Annotated in this window: 16 protein-coding genes; 4 read left to right on the top strand and 12 right to left on the bottom strand. The window is 64.3% G+C overall.

Going from position 1 to position 16,475, the window contains the following annotated elements; all coding sequences use genetic code 11:
* Positions 1-347: 347 nt before the first annotated feature.
* Complete coding sequence (locus P8H27_RS14190) at positions 348-2,312, top strand: sigma-54-dependent Fis family transcriptional regulator (RefSeq protein WP_289638220.1); 1,965 nt, start codon at positions 348-350, stop codon at positions 2,310-2,312.
* A 240-nt stretch (positions 2,313-2,552) separates the two neighbouring features.
* Here the strand turns inward: P8H27_RS14190 and P8H27_RS14185 are convergent, their stop codons facing one another.
* The 11 genes from P8H27_RS14185 to P8H27_RS14135 form a co-directional block, all read right to left on the bottom strand.
* The gene (locus tag P8H27_RS14185) at positions 2,553-3,266 is read right to left on the bottom strand and encodes a lipoate--protein ligase family protein (protein WP_289638219.1); all 714 of its coding nucleotides are present in this window, start codon (positions 3,264-3,266) and stop codon (positions 2,553-2,555) included.
* The gene (locus tag P8H27_RS14180) at positions 3,263-3,964 is read right to left on the bottom strand and encodes a 2-oxo acid dehydrogenase subunit E2 (RefSeq protein ID WP_308446824.1); all 702 of its coding nucleotides are present in this window, start codon (positions 3,962-3,964) and stop codon (positions 3,263-3,265) included. Before P8H27_RS14180 ends, P8H27_RS14185 begins: the two co-directional genes overlap by 4 nt.
* Positions 3,965-3,976: 12 nt before the next feature.
* Complete coding sequence (locus P8H27_RS14175; protein WP_289638217.1) at positions 3,977-4,210, bottom strand: lipoyl domain-containing protein; 234 nt, start codon at positions 4,208-4,210, stop codon at positions 3,977-3,979.
* Entirely contained in the window at positions 4,207-5,238 is a 1,032-nt protein-coding gene (locus P8H27_RS14170; protein ID WP_289638216.1) for an alpha-ketoacid dehydrogenase subunit beta, read from the bottom strand. Before P8H27_RS14170 ends, P8H27_RS14175 begins: the two co-directional genes overlap by 4 nt.
* Positions 5,239-5,264: 26 nt before the next feature.
* Positions 5,265-6,335 carry a 2,3-butanediol dehydrogenase gene (locus tag P8H27_RS14165; protein WP_289638264.1) on the bottom strand — a complete coding sequence of 357 codons (1,071 nt, stop codon included), beginning with the start codon at positions 6,333-6,335 and terminating at the stop codon, positions 5,265-5,267.
* A 64-nt stretch (positions 6,336-6,399) separates the two neighbouring features.
* Positions 6,400-7,389, bottom strand: coding sequence for a thiamine pyrophosphate-dependent dehydrogenase E1 component subunit alpha (locus tag P8H27_RS14160; protein ID WP_289638215.1), 990 nt, complete (start codon positions 7,387-7,389; stop codon positions 6,400-6,402).
* Between the two features lie 22 nt (positions 7,390-7,411).
* Positions 7,412-8,992 (bottom strand): GMC family oxidoreductase, encoded by a 1,581-nt coding sequence (locus tag P8H27_RS14155; RefSeq protein ID WP_289638214.1) that lies wholly within the window; start codon positions 8,990-8,992, stop codon positions 7,412-7,414.
* Between the two features lie 54 nt (positions 8,993-9,046).
* On the bottom strand, positions 9,047-9,565 hold the full coding sequence (locus P8H27_RS14150) for a transcriptional initiation protein Tat (protein WP_289638213.1): 519 nt from the start codon (positions 9,563-9,565) through the stop codon (positions 9,047-9,049).
* Positions 9,566-9,917: 352 nt separating this feature from the next.
* Positions 9,918-10,412, bottom strand: a complete 495-nt coding sequence (locus tag P8H27_RS14145; RefSeq protein WP_289638212.1) for a SprT family zinc-dependent metalloprotease — start codon at positions 10,410-10,412, stop codon at positions 9,918-9,920.
* Between the two features lie 114 nt (positions 10,413-10,526).
* Positions 10,527-11,126: a Yip1 family protein gene (locus tag P8H27_RS14140; RefSeq protein ID WP_289638211.1), complete on the bottom strand. Its 600-nt coding sequence runs from the start codon at positions 11,124-11,126 to the stop codon at positions 10,527-10,529.
* Positions 11,127-11,292: 166 nt separating this feature from the next.
* Positions 11,293-11,889, bottom strand: coding sequence for a DNA-J related domain-containing protein (locus P8H27_RS14135; protein ID WP_289638210.1), 597 nt, complete (start codon positions 11,887-11,889; stop codon positions 11,293-11,295).
* A gap of 362 nt (positions 11,890-12,251) precedes the next feature.
* On the opposite strand from P8H27_RS14135, the gene ttcA reads away from it, so the two are divergent.
* From ttcA to P8H27_RS14120, 3 genes are all read left to right on the top strand, one after another.
* Entirely contained in the window at positions 12,252-13,076 is an 825-nt protein-coding gene (gene ttcA / locus P8H27_RS14130; protein WP_289638209.1) for a tRNA 2-thiocytidine(32) synthetase TtcA, read from the top strand.
* Positions 13,077-13,117: 41 nt separating this feature from the next.
* Entirely contained in the window at positions 13,118-13,789 is a 672-nt protein-coding gene (locus tag P8H27_RS14125) for a DNA-3-methyladenine glycosylase I (RefSeq protein ID WP_289638208.1), read from the top strand.
* Between the two features lie 91 nt (positions 13,790-13,880).
* Positions 13,881-14,651 carry an NAD-dependent deacylase gene (locus P8H27_RS14120; protein WP_289638207.1) on the top strand — a complete coding sequence of 257 codons (771 nt, stop codon included), beginning with the start codon at positions 13,881-13,883 and terminating at the stop codon, positions 14,649-14,651.
* A gap of 9 nt (positions 14,652-14,660) precedes the next feature.
* Here P8H27_RS14120 and P8H27_RS14115 read toward each other — a convergent pair whose 3' ends face one another.
* A complete protein-coding gene (locus P8H27_RS14115; RefSeq protein ID WP_289638206.1) occupies positions 14,661-16,412 on the bottom strand; it encodes a hypothetical protein in 1,752 nt (583 codons plus the stop codon).
* Positions 16,413-16,475 lie beyond the last annotated feature (63 nt).

Raw genomic sequence — 16,475 nt, 5'->3', positions numbered from 1 at the left:
TTGTTATGGGGGCCCGTTGCCGGGCTCATCGACTGGATGGCAGAACCCATGCCAACCCCGTTGCGGCTCTTGGTTGTGGCTGCAGGCGATTGATTTTCAATGGCTTTTTTCGGATGTCGAATCGGCTTGCGGCAACCAGAGCAAGGCCGCCGACTGTCACGCCGCTTACAGCTGTAATGCCCGTAGTTACAGGCATTACAGGCTTCGCAGGGCCGGCGCTGGGGGAGTAGACTCTGATCCACAGACGGATGCGCCCGGCTTGCCAGCGAGCGGGCGGGGCGCAACAAAAACAAGATCGTCAGCGCGTGCTGCCTGAGCAGGGTGGGTCGCGCGTCCGAGGAGGTTGCATGCGCATCACCCGGCCCAGCAGTGTGCATATCGACACTGTCCTGTCCCATGCCGCCGACCCTGCGCTGGCCCCGCTGGGGCAAGGTTTCGACCCGCTGATCTCGCGCTCCTGGCAACGCTGCATCCAGGACTACGGCCTGGATCCGGCCAAGCCGGCTCCGCCGCGTTTCGTCCCGCGCCAGGTGCTGCTCGATCACCAGGATCAGGCCGACGAACTGATCAACGTGGCCCGCGCCGGCGTCGAACAGCTGTACCGGCATATCGCCGAGCTGGGCTATGTGGTGCTGCTCACCGACAACCGCGGGATCACCGTGCAGTTTCTCGGCGACCCGGACGACAAGGCCGCGCACCGCAAGACCGGCCTCTACCTGGGGGCCGACTGGAGCGAGGATCACGCCGGCACTTGCGCGGTGGGCACCTGCATCAAGGAGCAGCAGGCCCTGACCTGTCACCACCATGACCACTTCAGCGCCCACCATGTCAGCCTCACTTGCACCGCGGTGCCGATCTTCAACCCCCAGGGCCAACTGCTTGCCGTGCTGGACATCTCCGCCCTGCAGTCGCCGCCCTCGAAAGACTCGCAGACCTTTGCCCTGCAACTGGTCAAGCAGTACGCGCGGATGATCGAGGACGTCTATTTTCTTCGGCGCTACCGCGACAGCCACATCCTCTGCCTGGACAGCTCGCGCGAGTTCGTCCTGATCAACCGTCATTACCTGCTGGCGATGGCCGAGGATGGCAGCCTGCTGGCGGCCAACACCGCGGGTCGGAGACTGCTCGCCGAGTGCGCCCTGGAGCTGCCGCTGCGGCCTTCCGCGCTGGCGCCCAAGATTGGCGTGCAGCAGCTGTTCGATTGCGAACTGGAGGATGTTTTCAATATTCCCTATGCCAGCGCCGACCATGTGCGCGCCTTCCGCACCCATCGGCAGAATGCGCTGTATTTCGCCGCCCTGATGGAGCCGCGCCGCGCATCTGCGCCGGCGCTGGCCAGCAGTCGCGAGCTGCCACGTTGCGCCCTGGACGAGTTGGCCGACGACGACCCCTTGATGCGCAAGATGCTGGCCCGCGCCAAGCGCCTGTGCAGCGAGCCACTCAACGTCCTGCTCAATGGCGAGACCGGCACCGGCAAGGAACGCCTGGCCCGTGCCCTGCATGAGAGCGGTAATCGCAGCCAAGCCGCCTTCGTCGCGATCAATTGTGCGGCCATGCCCGAGTCGCTGATCGAGAGCGAACTGTTCGGCTACCAGCCGGGCAGCTTCACCGGCGCGCGCGGCAAGGGCATGCGCGGGCTGATCCAGCAGGCCGATGGCGGCAGCCTGTTCCTCGACGAGATCGGCGACATGCCGCTGCACCTGCAGACCCGCCTGCTGCGGGTGCTGGCCGAGCAGGAAGTGATGCCGCTGGGGGCGGACAAGCCGATCAAGGTGGACATCCGGGTGATCGCCGCCAGCCACCGCGATATTCGCCAGATGATCGAGGCCGGACAATTTCGCGAGGATCTCTACTACCGCCTCAACGGCGCCACCCTGAAACTGCCGGCGCTGCGCGAGCGGGCCGACAAGGGTTACCTGATCGAGCGGCTGTTCATCGAGTTGAGCGAGCAGCGCCAGCGTCCGCCGCGCCTGCGCGGCGATGCCATGAGTGCGCTGCTGGGCTATGCCTGGCCGGGCAATATCCGCGAACTGCGCAACGCGCTGCAGTACGCCCTGGCCACCTGCGAAGGCGACGAGATCACCGTCGACGACCTGCCCGAGCAGTGCCTGCCCAGCCCGGGGCCGCGTCTGCCAGTGCCGGCAGAACAGGCCCGTACGTTAAGCACCGATCCGGCTGCGCAGCTCGAGGCAACCCTGCGCCGGCACCGCTGGAATGTCAGCGCCGCGGCGCGCGAATTGTCGCTGTCGCGGCCGACCATCTATCGCTGGATGAAGGTCTACAACATAGTGCCGCCGAAGGCATGGGAGTGAGCCGCCGGCCTGGCCGCGGAGCGGGTTTTTTTAGGCGATGTACCAGTTAGCTGTTGTATGCAGCTATTCCTTGTAGGAGCGGGCCATGCCCGCGAACCACGCGAGGCCAGACACTTTCGCGGTCATGGACCGCTCCTACAGATTGCAGGGCTTACGCTGATGAGTCCCCTCGCCCTTTTGGGGGGCGGCCGGCTAAGAGAGAGTTAGGGTGAGGGGGCCGTAGGGTGCGGCCCGGGCCTTCTACGGTGACAGCACCAATCCCATCGTCTGAAACTGCTGCCGGTAGCAACCCAGCAGGCCATCGGTAGCCGGCCAGACATCCTCGAGCAATTCCTCCAGCGCCACATGGCTGGCGACCCGGCAACGGCTCGGCAGTGCGCAGCCGGCATAGAAAGTATTGACCGCCTCGACCATCGACTGGCGCTGGTTCTCCAGCAGCACCGCGGCATGGGCCAGGCACACGTGACGCCCGTCGCTCGGCCGGCGACGCCAGCGTTGCGCGGTGCCGACCAGTTTGCGCCCACCCAGGGTGACGTTGTAGCGGCCGTCGCAGAAGGCGCCGTCCACTTCGCCCAGGCCGGGATCTAGGCCCAGGCCGCGAAGCCAGGCGCGCAGCGGTTCGCACAGGCGCAGGTAGGCGGTTTCGATGCGTTTCTGTTCGTTGTCGCTGGCTGGCACGGCATAGGCCAGGGCCACGTTGAGCACCGCCGCCGATTGCGGCACCGGCTCGCCGCCGGTGTCGCGCAGGGCTACCGGCCAGCCCTGCGCGGCACAGTCCGCCTCGGCAGCCGCGAAGCCGTCCAGGCGGTTGAGTCGGCGCGGCATCACCAGCGCGGCATCCAGCGGCCGCCAGAACAGCAGGCCGCAGTCGAGGGCGCCGCCATGCACCCGATCCAACAACTGCCGTTCCGCATCCAGACCGGCTTCGACCGGCAGTCGCTGTATGCTTGTCATGTCACCTCTTCGTTTTCCAGTCGCCGGCACAGGTCATCGAGAAAGTCCGCCGCCGGCGCGCCGTTCACCGCACGGTGATCGAAGGTCAGCGACAAGCCCATGAAGTCCCGTTCCACCAGGGTGCCATCGGCCTCGCGCTGCAAGCGCCGCTGGCTGCCGCCGATGCCGATGATCGCCACCTGCGGCACATTGAGGATAGGGGTAAAGAAGCGTACCCGCGACAGGCCCAGGTTGGATACCGTGATGGTCGCACCGGTCAGCTCCCTGACCGACAGCTTGCCGGCCTGGGCCTTGTCGACCAGGGCGCGGCGCGCCTCGGCCAGTTGCTCGGCATCCAGCTGGTCGGCGTCGAACAGCGCCGGCGCCACCAGCAGGTCACCGGGCAGCGGGATGGCCAGGCCCAGGTGCACCGCCTGATAGCGGGTGATCTGGTTGTCCTGCAGGGTGGCGTTGAGGCTCGGGTGCGCGCCCAGGGTCTGGACGATCTGGTGCAGCAATAGATCCTGCAACGACACCGCACTGCCGGCCGCCTTCAAGCGCGCGCGCCGCGCCTGCAGCGCGGTCAGTTCGCACTCGGCGTGGTGGGTGAGCTGGGCGGAACTGTGCAGGCTCTCGTGCATCTTCGCCGCGATCATCTTGCGCATGCCCTTGAGCGGCACTGTAGTCGTGCCCGGCAGGCAATCCGCGGTTTGTGTCATGGCAGTCATGGGCTACTCCACCCGGCCGATGGTCGCGCCCTTGGCGATCACCGCGTCTTCTTCCTCGAGGATCTTCAGCACGCCAGCGGCCGGCGCCTCGATCTCGAACTGGGCCTTCTCGGACATGATCTCGGCGACCAGGTCGCCCTGGCCGACCTCGGCGCCGTCGCTGACCAGCCAAGAGGTGATCACCGCTTCGGCGTCGCCGTCCCAGAGATCGTCGGCAATCAGGATGGGAGTACTCATCGGTTGTGTTCCTCGTGCATCTGTTGGTAAGCGGCCACAATCTTCTCGGCATTGGGTAGGGCCCATTGCTCCATGACCGGGGTGAAGGGGATTGGGATGTCCGGGAAGGCCACCCGCTGCGGCCGCGCCTTGAGCATGCCGATGTCGTGCTCGACCACGCTGGCGATGATCTCGCCGCTGACGCCGAAGCTGTGATAGTCCTCGTCGACCACGATCAGCCGGCCGGTCTTGCGCACCGAGGCGATCACGTGGTCGCGGTCCAGAGGTACCAGGCTGCGCAGGTCGATGACCTCGGCGCTGACGCCGTCCTGTGCCAGCTGCTGGGCCGCGCGCAGGGCGTGGTGCACGCCGACGCCGAGGCTGACGATGGACACATCCGTGCCCTCGCGCAGGGTCTTGGCCTTGCCGATCTCCAGGCAGTAGGGTTCCTCCGGTACCGCCACCGTGGCGCCTTTCTCGGTGCCCAGCCAGCCCATGCCCTGCAGGGCCTTGTGGAACAGGAAGATCACCGGGTTGTCGTCGCGGATCGCCGCGGTCATCAGGCCCTTGGCGTCATAGGCGTTGCTCGGCACCACCACCTTCATCCCCGGCAGGTGGGCGAAGGTGGCGTACAGGCACTGCGAGTGCTGGCCGGCATCGGAATAGCCGGCGCCGGTGGAGGCCATCAGCACCATCGGCACCCTGACCTTGCCGCCGGAGAAGTAGGTGTTCTTCGCCATCAGATTGTAGATGGCGTCCATGCACACGCCGAAGAAGTCGACGAACATCAGCTCGACGATCGGGCGCATGCCATCGGAGGCCGCGCCCACCGCGGCGCCGATAAAGGCGGTCTCGGAGATCGGCGTGTCGCGTACCCGCGCACCGCCGAATTCTTCATGCAGGCCGCGGGTGTTGCCGAATACCCCGCCGAGCGGGCCGATGTCCTCGCCCATCACGAACACGCGGGGATCGAGGCGCATTTCCTGGGCCACCGCCTCGGCCATGGCGCGGGCGACGGTGAGTTTGCGTTGTTTGACTGCTGTGGTCATGGTTGTCTCCTGGATTTCTTGGCCGGTCAGCTCGCCAGCGGGCTGGGGCTGACGATGATCTTGACGTTGTGGTCCTTGTTGTTCACCAGCTCTTCGAAGCCCTGCTCGATGATCTGCTGCAGGCCGATCCGCCCGGTGATCAAAGGCGTGACATCGATGCGGCCGTCGGCGATCAGCTCGATCACGTCGGCGAATTCGCCGGCATAGGCGAGCGAGCCGATGACCTGTTTCTCGGTGGCGACGATCTCGAAGAAGTTGAACTCGCTGGGCTCCTCGAAGATGCCGACCATCACGCAGCGCCCGGCCTTGCGAATCACGTCGATGGCCAGCTTGGCCGTGGCTTTGTGACCGATGCACTCGAAGGAAACCGCGGCTCCGTAGCCCTCGCTGAGTTCGCGCACGGCGGCGACGGCGTCGCACTCGCTGGGATCGATGACGTGGCTGGCGCCGACTTCCAGGGCCTTGGCCTTGCGTGCGGCGGACATCTCCAGGGCGATGATGCGCGAGGCGCCCGCGGCCTTGGCGCACATGATGGTGCACAGGCCGATGGTGCCGGCACCGACCACCACCACGGTCTGGTCGCGCAGGCTGCCGGCCTTTTTCACCGCATGCATGCCCACGGCCAGCGGTTCGATCAACGCCCCGGCTTCGCTGGGGAATCCCTCCGGCAGCCGGTACAGCAGGTTGGCCGGTACATTGACCAACTCGGCGAAGGCGCCGTTGTTCATCAGCCCGGTGAAGGCCAGGTTCTCGCACAGGTTGTACTGGCCCTGCCGACAGAACAGGCACTGGCCGCAGTGCTGGCAGGCATCGGCCGCCACCCGCTCGCCGCAGGCAAAGTCACTGACGCCTTCGCCCAGGGCGACTATCTCGCCGCTGAACTCATGGCCGAGGATGCATTGCCCCTGCAACCCTGTGAGCGGATGCGGGCTGTCCATCGGGATAAACACCGGCCCGGCCAGGTATTCATGCAAGTCGGAGCCGCAGATGCCGCACCAGTGCACCTTGATCTGCACCCAACCGGGTGGCGGCGTGCCGGGAAGGGCAACCTGTTCCAGGCGGATGTCGCGGCGTCCATGCCATACCGCGGCGGTCATACTGGCTTGCTGATTCATAAGCACATCCTTTCTGTCTGTTGGTATGCGCGTGCGGACACGACGTTCAAACGAACACCTTTTCCAGCGCCTCTTCGGGGGCCGGGTAGGGGCTTTCGCGGGCGAACAGCACGGCCTCGTCGACCCGCCCGCGGGCGCGCGCGGCGATCTCCTCGGCGCCGCGCTCGTCCAGCACGCCCAGCTCGAGCAGGCGCTGGCGGTAGGCGGGAATCGGATCCTTGGCCTGCAGCGCTTCCTTCTCGCCGGCCGGGCGGTACTGCTCGCCGTCGCCCATGAAGTGGCCGGCCAGGCGCGAGGTCTCGATCTCGATCAGGCTCGGCCCGCCACCGGCGCGGGCGCGCTCGATGGCAGCAGACGCAGCGGCGAAGATGGCGTCGGCGTCGTTGCCGGGGACGAACACCCCAGGCATGCCGTAGGCCGCCGCGCGCAGGTAGTTACGCTCGATCGCGGTGGAGGCCTGCTTGGCCACCGAGATGCCCCAGGCGTTGTCCTCGATGACGAACACCACCGGCAGCTTCCACAGGGCGGCGAGGTTCAGCGTCTCGTGGAAGGCGCCCTGGTTGGCCGCGCCCTCGCCGATAAAGGCCACCGCCACGCCCGGCTTGTCCTGCAGCTGGCGCGACAGCGCCGCGCCCACGGCCGGACCCATGCCTTCGGCGATGATCCCCGAGCAGGAGAAGTTCACCCGGGCATCGAACAGGTGCATATGGCCGCCGCGGCCGCCGGACAGGCCGGTCTTCTTGCCGAAGATTTCCGCGACCATCTCATTGAGATGCACACCCTTGGCCACGGCGATGTGGTGCGGGCGGTGGGTGGCGGTGACGATGTCCTCGGCATTCAGGTGCGCGCAGACGCCGACGGCGCAGGGCTCCTGGCCGTTGGACAGGTGCATTTCGCCGGGAATCGGCCCGTTGGCCATGTTGAATACCGGGGTCTTACCTTCCATATAGATGCGCTCGATGGACTCCTCCAGGTAGCGGCTGACGAGCATCTGCTCGAACATCCAGAGGCGCTGTGCGTTGCTTGGTACGGTCATGTGCTGGGCTCCATTGTTTCTGTCAGAGGGCACGCTGGCTGAGCTGCGTGCCGATGTACTCGGCCTGGCGCAGGGCCAGGGCGACGATGGTCAGGGTCGGGTTCTGGCCGCCGCTGGTGGTGAACTGGCTGCCATCGGAGACGAACAGGTTGGGGATGTCGTGGCTCTGCCCCCACTTGTTGACCACCCCGTCGGCGGCCTTGGCGCTCATGCGGTTGGTGCCCATGTTGTGGCTGGCCGGGTAGGACGGCAGGCGGATCACTTCGGTGGCGCCGACCGCCTCGTAGCACTTGCGGGTCTGCTCGATGCCGTGCTCGCGCATGGCGACGTCGAAGGCATGGTCGTCCTTGTTCACCACCGGTACCGGCAGGCCGTACTGGTCCTTCTCGCTGGCGTGCAGGGTGATGCGGTTGCCCTCCATGGGCAGATCCTCGCCACACAGCCAGACCCCGGACATGTGGTCGTAGCGCTCCATCTTCGAGGCGAAGGCGCGACCCCAGCCCTGTGGCGTCGGGTCGAGAAAAGCGGACATGAACGGCAGGCCGAGCGACAGCACCTCCAGGCGGTAACCGCCGATGAAGCCGCGCGCGGGGTCGTTGTACGACTCGTCGGAGATCACCCCGGCGCAGGTGGTGCCGCGGTACATGTGCACCGGCTTGGGCAGGGTGGCGTAGATGCCGGCGGTGGTGTGGGTCATGTAATTGCGCCCGACCTGGCCGGAGGAGTTGGCCAGGCCGTCCTTGAAGGTCGAGGACTCGGAATTGAGCAGCAGGCGTGGCGACTCGATGGAGTTGCCGGCCACGCACACCACGCGCGCCTTCTGCCGCTGCTGGCGGCCCTGGGCGTCGGCGTAGACCACCGCATTGACTTTGCCGCGGGCGTCATGCTCGATGCGCAGAACCATGGACTGCGGGCGTACCTCGCAGTGGCCGGTGGCTTCGGCGCGCGGAATGTCGGTGTAGAGGGTCGACCACTTGGCCCCGATGCGGCAGCCCTGCATGCAGAAACCGATCTGCTGGCAGCCCGGCCGGCCGTCGTAGGCCTGGGTGTTGATCGCCATGGGGCCGGATTGGATTTCCTGGTAGCCGACCCGTTTGGCGCCCTCGGCCAGCACCTTGAAGGAGTTGTGCCACTGGTGATAGGGCATGCCGGTGCTGGGGCCGGTCACGCCCATATGCCGCTCGGCCTTGACGTACCAGGGTTCCAGCTCCTCGTAGCCGAGCGGCCAGTCGAGCAGGTTGGCGCCCTTGATCTCGCCATTTTCCGTGCGCATGCGGAACTCGAAATCGCGAAAGCGCAGGGCCACGCCGGCCCAGTGCACGGTGCTGCCGCCGACTGCCTTGACGATCCAGGCCGGCAGGTTGGGATGGTTCTGCGCGATGTCCCAGCCGCCGGTGGCAATGCGTTTGTCGAGCCAGGAAATCTTGTTGAACATCGCCCATTCATCGTTCTCGATGTCGGCCATTTCGAAGCGCTTGCCGGCTTCCAGCACCACGCTGCGGATGCCCTGCTTGGCCAGGGCGTGGGCCAGGGTGCCGCCGCCGGCACCGGAGCCGATGATGACCACGACGTCGCCGTCGTCTTGTGCGAATTTCGCTGCCATGGGGTGTTCCCCTCGTTGTTGGAATTGGATGAGCTGCGATTGGTCAGGCGTGGGTCAGAGCCAGTCGAGGTCGTTGTAACCGCGCGCCAGGTAGCCGCCTTTCTCCACCGAGGAGCCTTCGTAGCCGAACAGCGGGAACAGCGCCGGGTTGTCGTAGAGGCCGAACATCAGGGCGTTGCGCACGGCACGAAAGAACGGCCCGGTTTCGATCTCGCGCAGCAGGGCGACCCGATCGATTTCCGTGTTGAGGCCTTCGAAGGGCTGGCCGTGACGCCGCTCGGCGCTGGCCTGCAGCTCGCGCAGACCGTCGGCGATCAGCTCGGGTTGTTTGGCCACCAGTTCGGCCAGTGGCTTGGCGTAGTGCAGATCGTTCAGGCGGTCATGCGGGTAGATGTCGCGGCCCATGCGCAGCAGGCCCTGGGGCAGGGCGGGCAGTGCCTCATCGGCGAGCAGGGTGACCGGGATCAGTTGCGCGGCCACGGCCGTGGCGCCGAGGGCGAGCAGGGACTGGCCGGAAAGGGACATGAAGCGCCGGCGCGTGAAGCCGGTGTGAGGGCTGGGAGAGTCATGCATGGCAGTGCTCCAGGCTGTTGCCGGCACATCCTGCTGGTGGGACAGACGTGGCCGGCGCTCATTGTTATTGGTCGAGAGGACTGTTTTTCTCTCTCGATAACCCTTGAGCAGCTTGCGTGCCAATGCTCTTATTCGTGCATAAGATGTTGTTTATTAAGAATTTTATAAGGTGTTTGGCGGCGCTCTTACAGGGCGTCGTAATGCACCTGTAACGCGAGACTCTTTACAGTTGTAAAACATCTGTAAGGGGGCCGGAGTACGCCGTGCAGGTGAGCTGAGCCCAGCTCTGGGGCGAGGTTTGCTTAAAGTGATGGCTTGCCGTTGGTGATCGATTTTCCGGAGAAAGAGTCGTTCACTCCAGCCGCTGTTCGCCGGTAAAGCTCAGGATCACCTTGCAGCGCCGGCAGAAGTAGCGCCGGCCTTTGCCGACCAGGGCATGGCGTTGGGCGGAGAAGGGGAAGTCGCCCTGAGGGCAGCTGCAGCGGTAAATGAAGCGGCTGACCTGGCGGCGTTTGACGTCATAGCTATGGCAGCGGTTTGGCGGCAGTTCGTAGACGCCGCGCATGATCAGTTGCCATTCCTCGCCATGCGGCTGGATCGTCAGGCCAAACAGTTGGTGGGCGATCAGGTGCGCCACTTCGTGGGCCACCGTCTGCTTGAGGAAGTCTTCGCGGTTTTCCCGATACAACTGCGGGTTGAAGCGCAGCTTGTTTTCCGTCAGGTGCGCCACCCCGGCTTTTTGCCCGCGCAGTTTGAAACTCACCTCGGCACGGGCAAAACGCTGTTTGAAAAAAGCTTCGGCCTGCTGGTAACAGGTTTCGACGCGGGCGAGGATGTGTTCGGGCATGGGCGCGGCCTGAGGATGACGGCGCGATTATGCCTAAGCCGAGCCGCTACGGCAGCCCTAAAACGACGGAACCACCGCAAGGTGGTTCCGTACTGTCTGCGCGCGCGCCATGTTTTAGCTGGTATACACCGGGCCTACCCCAAGCCCCCAGAGAATCACCGAGCTGGCGATCATCGCCACCAGCACCACCAGGCCAACCGCCAGCACCGAGCTGGAGAACATGAAACCCTCATCTTCGGGGATGTTCATGAAGGTGGGTATGCCCACATAGAGCAGGTAGACGGTGTAACTGATGGCCAGCGTTCCCACCACCATGGCCAGCCACATATTTGGATAGAGTGCCGCCAGGCCAGCGACGAACAAGGGCGTCGCGGTATAAGCGGCGAATACGATGCATTGGGTCAGGTTGGGGCTGGCGTCATAGGTGCGTGCCATCCAGTGAATGAAGGCGCCCATCACCGCAACACCGGCGAGCATCGCCAGGTAGGTCATGATGGTCATTTGCAATGCGCTGGCTTGGGTCAGCATTACCGGTGCCTGATCACCGATGGACCAGCCAACCTGGGTGGTACCGAGAAAGGCCGAAACCGCCGGAACTGCAGCGAGCACCAGGATGTGGGTGAGGTACATGTGGCTGATGGTTTCTTCTTCGCCACGAATTTCTTGCCATTCCTGATCGGGATGGGTGAAGAGCCCCCAAACGTGATGGATCATGCCAGACACCTCCTCTTGTTATGTGATCGCCCCCCAGCGAAGTGCCCGGCGCACGTATGCAGCGCTACCGGGTATTAAGCCGAACCTATGCGACCATATGTCGCAGTATAGGCGGAGGCCGGGGTTGATGAAGGGGCTGGTTTTAGAGCAAATGGGTATCTGAATATCAGTCGTAATAGCGTTCTAGAATTTCCATGGCTTTATTGATCGATTGCAGGCGCGCAGTGCTGCCGCCGCGATCCGGATGGTGCTGGCTGACCAGTTGCCGGTAGCGATACTTGATAAGCCCGAGATTGAGGGGTTGCTGGCTTTCGCTCAGTTCAAACAGCTCCAGTGCTGCGCGCTTTTCCTCGCCGCCTTGCATGCGTGTCCAGAAACTGGCCAGCAGCTTCTCCACAGCCTGTTCGTCGGTGTCGCTCAACTGGCTGAGATCCAGGTAATAGTCGCGTAGCGGGTCGTGTTCGCTCAGTTCGGCACTACCGGCCTGGTAAGGCAGCAGCTGGATGTGCAGCGGGCTGATCTGGACAAAGCCGAGTTGCTCGCTGCATAACCGTTCGCGCAGCCGGTACAGGGCGTTGAATACCAGGAAGTGGGTGCGAAACAGCACCAGGTTGTCGGTCAACGGCAGATGGGGGATGTGCGTGCAGTGGCGATCTTTCAACTGCTGGATCAACTGGTATTCGCCAATCCCGGCAGGGGCGTCCTGCAGCAACTGGTACAGGTGTTCGGCCAGATCGGCAGCGGGGTCGAGTTCGTCGTTCATTAACCGAGCCTAGGGTCTGTTGCCGTTTCAGCGCAAGCCGCGTTGCCGCGAAAAATCTCGCCAGGCTAGGCGTAGGACGCCGGTAATGGTTGTTCCCTTGCCAAGTCCTACAACAACGCATGGCGAGATTTTCCGCGCAACCCGCAGGGCCGGGCCTGTTTTAGCGCGATGCTGCGTTTCTCGACACTCATTTGGAACAACCAAACTTCGCGTCTCGTGCCTTGCCTCGCGCTAAAACAGGCTCCGGCGCGGTCGCGATGAAACGGCAACAGACCCTAACATTCAGCGTGATTGGGGTGGGGCGCGCCGCGCTTTCTAGGTAAAATGCCGCACTTTAGTAAGCCTCCGGATTCCAGCGCACCATGGGTAGTCTCTCGGTCAATCAGAACAAACTGCAAAAACGCCTGCGCCGTCAGGCCGGCGAAGCCATTGCCGACTTCAACATGATCGAGGACGGCGACAAGGTCATGGTCTGCCTGTCCGGGGGCAAGGACAGCTACACCATGCTCGACGTGCTGCTGCATATGCAGAAGGTCGCGCCGATCAAGTTCGAGATAGTCGCGGTAAATATGGATCAGAAACAGCCAGGTTTCCCCGAACATGTGTTGCCGGATTACCTGAAGTCCATCGGTGTGCCGTACCACATCGTCGAAAAAGACACCTATTCGGTGGTCAAGGAGATAATCCCGGAAGGCAAGACCACCTGTTCGCTGTGCTCCCGTCTGCGCCGTGGCACCCTGTATACCTTCGCCGACGAAATAGGCGCGACCAAGATGGCCCTGGGGCATCATCGCGACGACATCCTGGAAACGTTCTTCCTCAACATGTTCTACGGCGGCACCCTCAAGGCCATGCCGCCGAAACTGCGCGCCGACGATGGGCGCAACGTGGTGATCCGCCCGTTGGCCTACTGCGGCGAAAACGATATCGAGGCCTACAGCAGGCTCAAGGACTTCCCGATCATTCCGTGCAACCTCTGCGGCTCGCAGGAGAACCTGCAGCGCCAGGTGGTCAAGGAGATGCTGCATGAATGGGAACGCAAGTCGCCGGGGCGTACCGAGATCATGTTCCGCGCCTTGCAGAATGTGGTGCCCTCGCAACTGGCCGACCGCAACCTGTTCGACTTCAAGAACCTCAAGATTGACGACAGCGCCGCCTCGCGCTTCGTCAATGTGATGAACCTGTAGGGCCGCGCCAGGCTGCCAGCGACGAGCAAAGGCGAGAGACGATGCGCGACTACCAATGGCTGAACGAATACTGTCTGAACCGCTTCGGCTCGGTTGCGGCGCTGGAAGCGCACTTGCCGCAACCGCGCAGCGCTGCCGAGTTGCGCGCGTTGAGCGATGACCGTTATCTCTCCACCATCAGCCTGCGGGTCTTCCGCGCCGGCCTCAAGCACAGCCTGGTCGACGCCAAGTGGCCGGCGTTCGAGCAGGTGTTTTTCGCTTTCGATCCGGAAAAAGTCGTGCTGATGAGCGCCGAGCACCTGGAAAACCTGATGCAGGATGCGCGCATCATCCGCCATCTGGGCAAGCTCAAGAGCGTGCCGCGCAATGCCCAGCTGGTGCTGGATATAACCCGTGCCCACGGCAGCTTCGGCGCGTTCATCGCCGACTGGCCAGTGAACGATATCGTCGGCTTATGGACATACCTGGCCAAGCACGGCAGCCAGCTGGGCGGTTTGTCCGCACCGCGTTTCCTGCGCATGGTCGGCAAGGACACCTTTATTCCCAGCGATGACATGGTCGCCGCGCTCAAGGCGCAGGGCATCGTCGACAAGGTGCCGACCAGCCTGAAAGACCGCGCCGCGGTGCAGGCGGCGTTCAATCAGTGGCAGGCGCAGAGCGGTCGGCCGCTGTGCCAGTTGTCGATGATGCTGGCGTACACGGTCAATCATTGAAAAGGTAGGGTGGATGACGCTTTCTCCATCCACCTGTTGATATGGCGGTGGACGAAAAGAGCGTCGTCCGCCCTACGCGGGAGCGCTTGAGATGGACGAGGTCATTGCCCGTGTCGCCCAGGCCATAGTGGCGGCCGAGCGCATCCTGATCATTACCGGCGCCGGTCTGTCCGCCGACTCCGGCTTGCCGACCTACCGCGGTATCGGCGGCCTGTACAACGGCCAGACCGCCGAAGGCCTGCCGATCGAGGCGGCGCTTTCCGGATCCATGCTGCAGCGCGACCCGGCGCTGTGTTGGAAGTACCTGGCCGAACTGGGCAAAGCCTGCCTCGGCGCCCGGGCCAATGCCGGGCACTACGCCATCGCCGAGTTGCAGCGTTTGAAACCCCAGTGTTGGGTGCTGACCCAGAATATCGACGGCTATCACCGCGCCGCCGGCAGCCCGCCGGAGCGCCTGATCGAGATCCACGGCGAGCTGGCGCCGCTGTATTGCCAATCCTGCGGCGCCATCGATGCGCAATTGGCCGAGCACCTGAGCCGGCCGTTGCCGCCCAGGTGCGGGCAGTGCGGCGGCATCCTGCGTCCGCCGGTGGTGCTGTTCGAGGAAATGCTCCCGGAGCAGGCCATCGACAGCCTGTATACCGAGCTGGGCAAAGGCTTCGAGGCGGTCGTCAGCATCGGCACCAGCGCCAGCTTCCCCTATATCGTCGAGCCAGTGCTGCGCACCCGTCAGGCGGGCGGTTTCACCGTCGAGATCAACCCCGCCCGCGGCGATCTGAGCGCTGTCGTCGATGTGCATGTGCAAATGGGGGCGGCCCAGGCGCTGACCCGGCTGCAACAGCTGTGGTCGGCGCCGGAGTAGGTTGGGCCTTCAGGTGGTTGCGCCTTGTTCTTCTGTGCGGGCGATCGAGCCGGCGGCCTGTTCGGCCGGCAGCGCGAGGGTCGTCGGCTGGGCGGGTAGGGCGCGGGTCTGCTCGTTCATCTGGTAGATCTGGCTGGCCGACTGCAGATCCACCTCGTTGATGCCGGCGATGGTCTGGCGGCTGGCGAAGAACTCCTCCAGTTCACCGAGTACCGCGTCCAGGGCGTCGTCGGCCTTGCCCAGCGAGAGGATGTGGCGTTCCTGTTCGAGGTTCATGTTGCCAGTGATGGCGAAGGTGCTGGTGAGCAGGTCGCTGACCAGGAACCAGGGCGTGATGGTCGAGCGTACTACGGTGTTCTCCGAGCGGGTGCTGTCATAGATGCCGGTGCCGGTGGAGAGTTTCGACTCGGTGTAGGTGCCTTCCACGCTCAACTCCAGGAGCAGCGAGCGGAACTGCATCTCGGCCCAGAAGGCATTGCCCATGCGGCTCAGCACCGTGCCGAAGATCAACAGCAGGCCGGGCATGATCAGGCCGCTCAGCAGTGCGGGCTGGTGCGCCACGCGCGCCAGGTCGGCGCTGAGGCCGATCAGGCTCAGGGCACCTACCGCCAGCAGCGTCTGGCCGAGCCCGCTGGTGGCGATGCGAACGGCGCGGAAGCCGCTGCCATAGGCTATTTCGCTGAGGATCGGTTGGGTTTCCACCAGGGTGCGCCCGGCGAAGGTGCCTTTCTCGCTGCCGCCTTCCTGGCACAGCGAGGGTTCGAATTTCTGATAGATCCGGTTGGGGATTTCCCGATGGCGGCGGTTGGCCAGGATGTGCGAGTCCAGGTGGATGAACAGCTCGCGCGGCATCAGGTTCTTCTGCCAGTTGTTGCGGTGTTCGGAGACTTCGGTGCTCGGTTCGGCCAGCTTGAGACGCTGCGCCAGCAGGTACAGGCCCAGGCCGGTGGTGATGGCGCCGAGCAGCAGCAGGGTCAGCAGGTGGGGCAGGGTGTTGATCGGCAAGCGGGGGATGGCCTGCACATGGCGGTGGACATACGCCAGCGCGACCGGCAGGAGGATCGCCAGGGCCAGGGTCAGGCCGATCCGCAGCAGGCTGATGTCCATGGCGCCGCGGCTGAAGTGGCGGAATGGCTCACGCATGCCCAGCCACAGTTTGAGCAGGTAGAGGGTCAGCAGCAGCCCCAGCCAGGCCATCACCGGCGTGTTGTCCAGGCGTGCCAGGCCGGTGGCGTTGGCGAACCAGACCAGGCCGAAGGCGAGCAGCATGAACAGCGAGACGCTGAGGCTGAACAGCAGGTTTTCCGCCAGCGCGCGGTACACCGGCGGCATGAACAGCAGGCGCGGCAGCAGGCTGTGGATCAGGCGGGAGAACAGGCTTTGCGGTTCTTTGAAGGTGGTGTTCTTGCGTGCCATCAACATGTCGCGCAGTTCTTCGCTGCGATAGGCATTGTGATCGCGGCTAGCGCTGTCGGCCTGGTTCGGCGCCAGGCTGGCCGGCACGTTGCGGCCGACGTAGAAGCGGAACACCTTGAGCAGGCCCTGACCCAATACGGTCAAGCCCCAGATCACCAGCAGCAGGCCGAGGCCCGCGCAGATCCAGCCTTCCAGGTCACGGCCGCGGTTGACCAGACCGGCGACCTGGAACAGGGCATAAAATCCGCCGAGTGCGACCAGGGCACCGCGCGTTGCAATCAGGCTGCCTTCGAAACGGAACGGGTTGCGAATTCCCAGGGTCTGGGAGCCATAGTCATAAGACATGCTGTTTATCTCGTCAGTCGAGCAGGTTTGTCGGTAGCGAACAGGCCCTCTGCGCGCAGCACG

The sequence above is a fragment of the Pseudomonas sp. sp1636 genome (assembly GCF_030376615.1).
Lineage (GTDB): Bacteria > Pseudomonadota > Gammaproteobacteria > Pseudomonadales > Pseudomonadaceae > Aquipseudomonas.
The sequence above is the reverse complement of the archived record's forward strand: the minus strand, read 5'-3'. Positions and strand labels throughout refer to the sequence as shown.

Coding starts and splice junctions, on each gene's coding strand:
- P8H27_RS14160 (WP_289638215.1), bottom strand. CDS start 7,389: ATGACCGTACCAAGCAACGCACAGCGCCTCTGGATGTTCGAGCAGATG.
- P8H27_RS14155 (WP_289638214.1), bottom strand. CDS start 8,992: ATGGCAGCGAAATTCGCACAAGACGACGGCGACGTCGTGGTCATCATC.
- P8H27_RS14120 (WP_289638207.1), top strand. CDS start 13,881: ATGGACGAGGTCATTGCCCGTGTCGCCCAGGCCATAGTGGCGGCCGAG.
- P8H27_RS14165 (WP_289638264.1), bottom strand. CDS start 6,335: ATGACCGCCGCGGTATGGCATGGACGCCGCGACATCCGCCTGGAACAG.
- P8H27_RS14170 (WP_289638216.1), bottom strand. CDS start 5,238: ATGACCACAGCAGTCAAACAACGCAAACTCACCGTCGCCCGCGCCATG.
- P8H27_RS14115 (WP_289638206.1), bottom strand. CDS start 16,412: ATGTCTTATGACTATGGCTCCCAGACCCTGGGAATTCGCAACCCGTTC.
- P8H27_RS14180 (WP_308446824.1), bottom strand. CDS start 3,964: ATGACACAAACCGCGGATTGCCTGCCGGGCACGACTACAGTGCCGCTC.
- P8H27_RS14175 (WP_289638217.1), bottom strand. CDS start 4,210: ATGAGTACTCCCATCCTGATTGCCGACGATCTCTGGGACGGCGACGCC.
- P8H27_RS14145 (WP_289638212.1), bottom strand. CDS start 10,412: ATGCCCGAACACATCCTCGCCCGCGTCGAAACCTGTTACCAGCAGGCC.
- P8H27_RS14140 (WP_289638211.1), bottom strand. CDS start 11,126: ATGATCCATCACGTTTGGGGGCTCTTCACCCATCCCGATCAGGAATGG.
- P8H27_RS14125 (WP_289638208.1), top strand. CDS start 13,118: ATGCGCGACTACCAATGGCTGAACGAATACTGTCTGAACCGCTTCGGC.
- P8H27_RS14150 (WP_289638213.1), bottom strand. CDS start 9,565: ATGCATGACTCTCCCAGCCCTCACACCGGCTTCACGCGCCGGCGCTTC.
- ttcA (WP_289638209.1), top strand. CDS start 12,252: ATGGGTAGTCTCTCGGTCAATCAGAACAAACTGCAAAAACGCCTGCGC.
- P8H27_RS14135 (WP_289638210.1), bottom strand. CDS start 11,889: ATGAACGACGAACTCGACCCCGCTGCCGATCTGGCCGAACACCTGTAC.
- P8H27_RS14190 (WP_289638220.1), top strand. CDS start 348: ATGCGCATCACCCGGCCCAGCAGTGTGCATATCGACACTGTCCTGTCC.
- P8H27_RS14185 (WP_289638219.1), bottom strand. CDS start 3,266: ATGACAAGCATACAGCGACTGCCGGTCGAAGCCGGTCTGGATGCGGAA.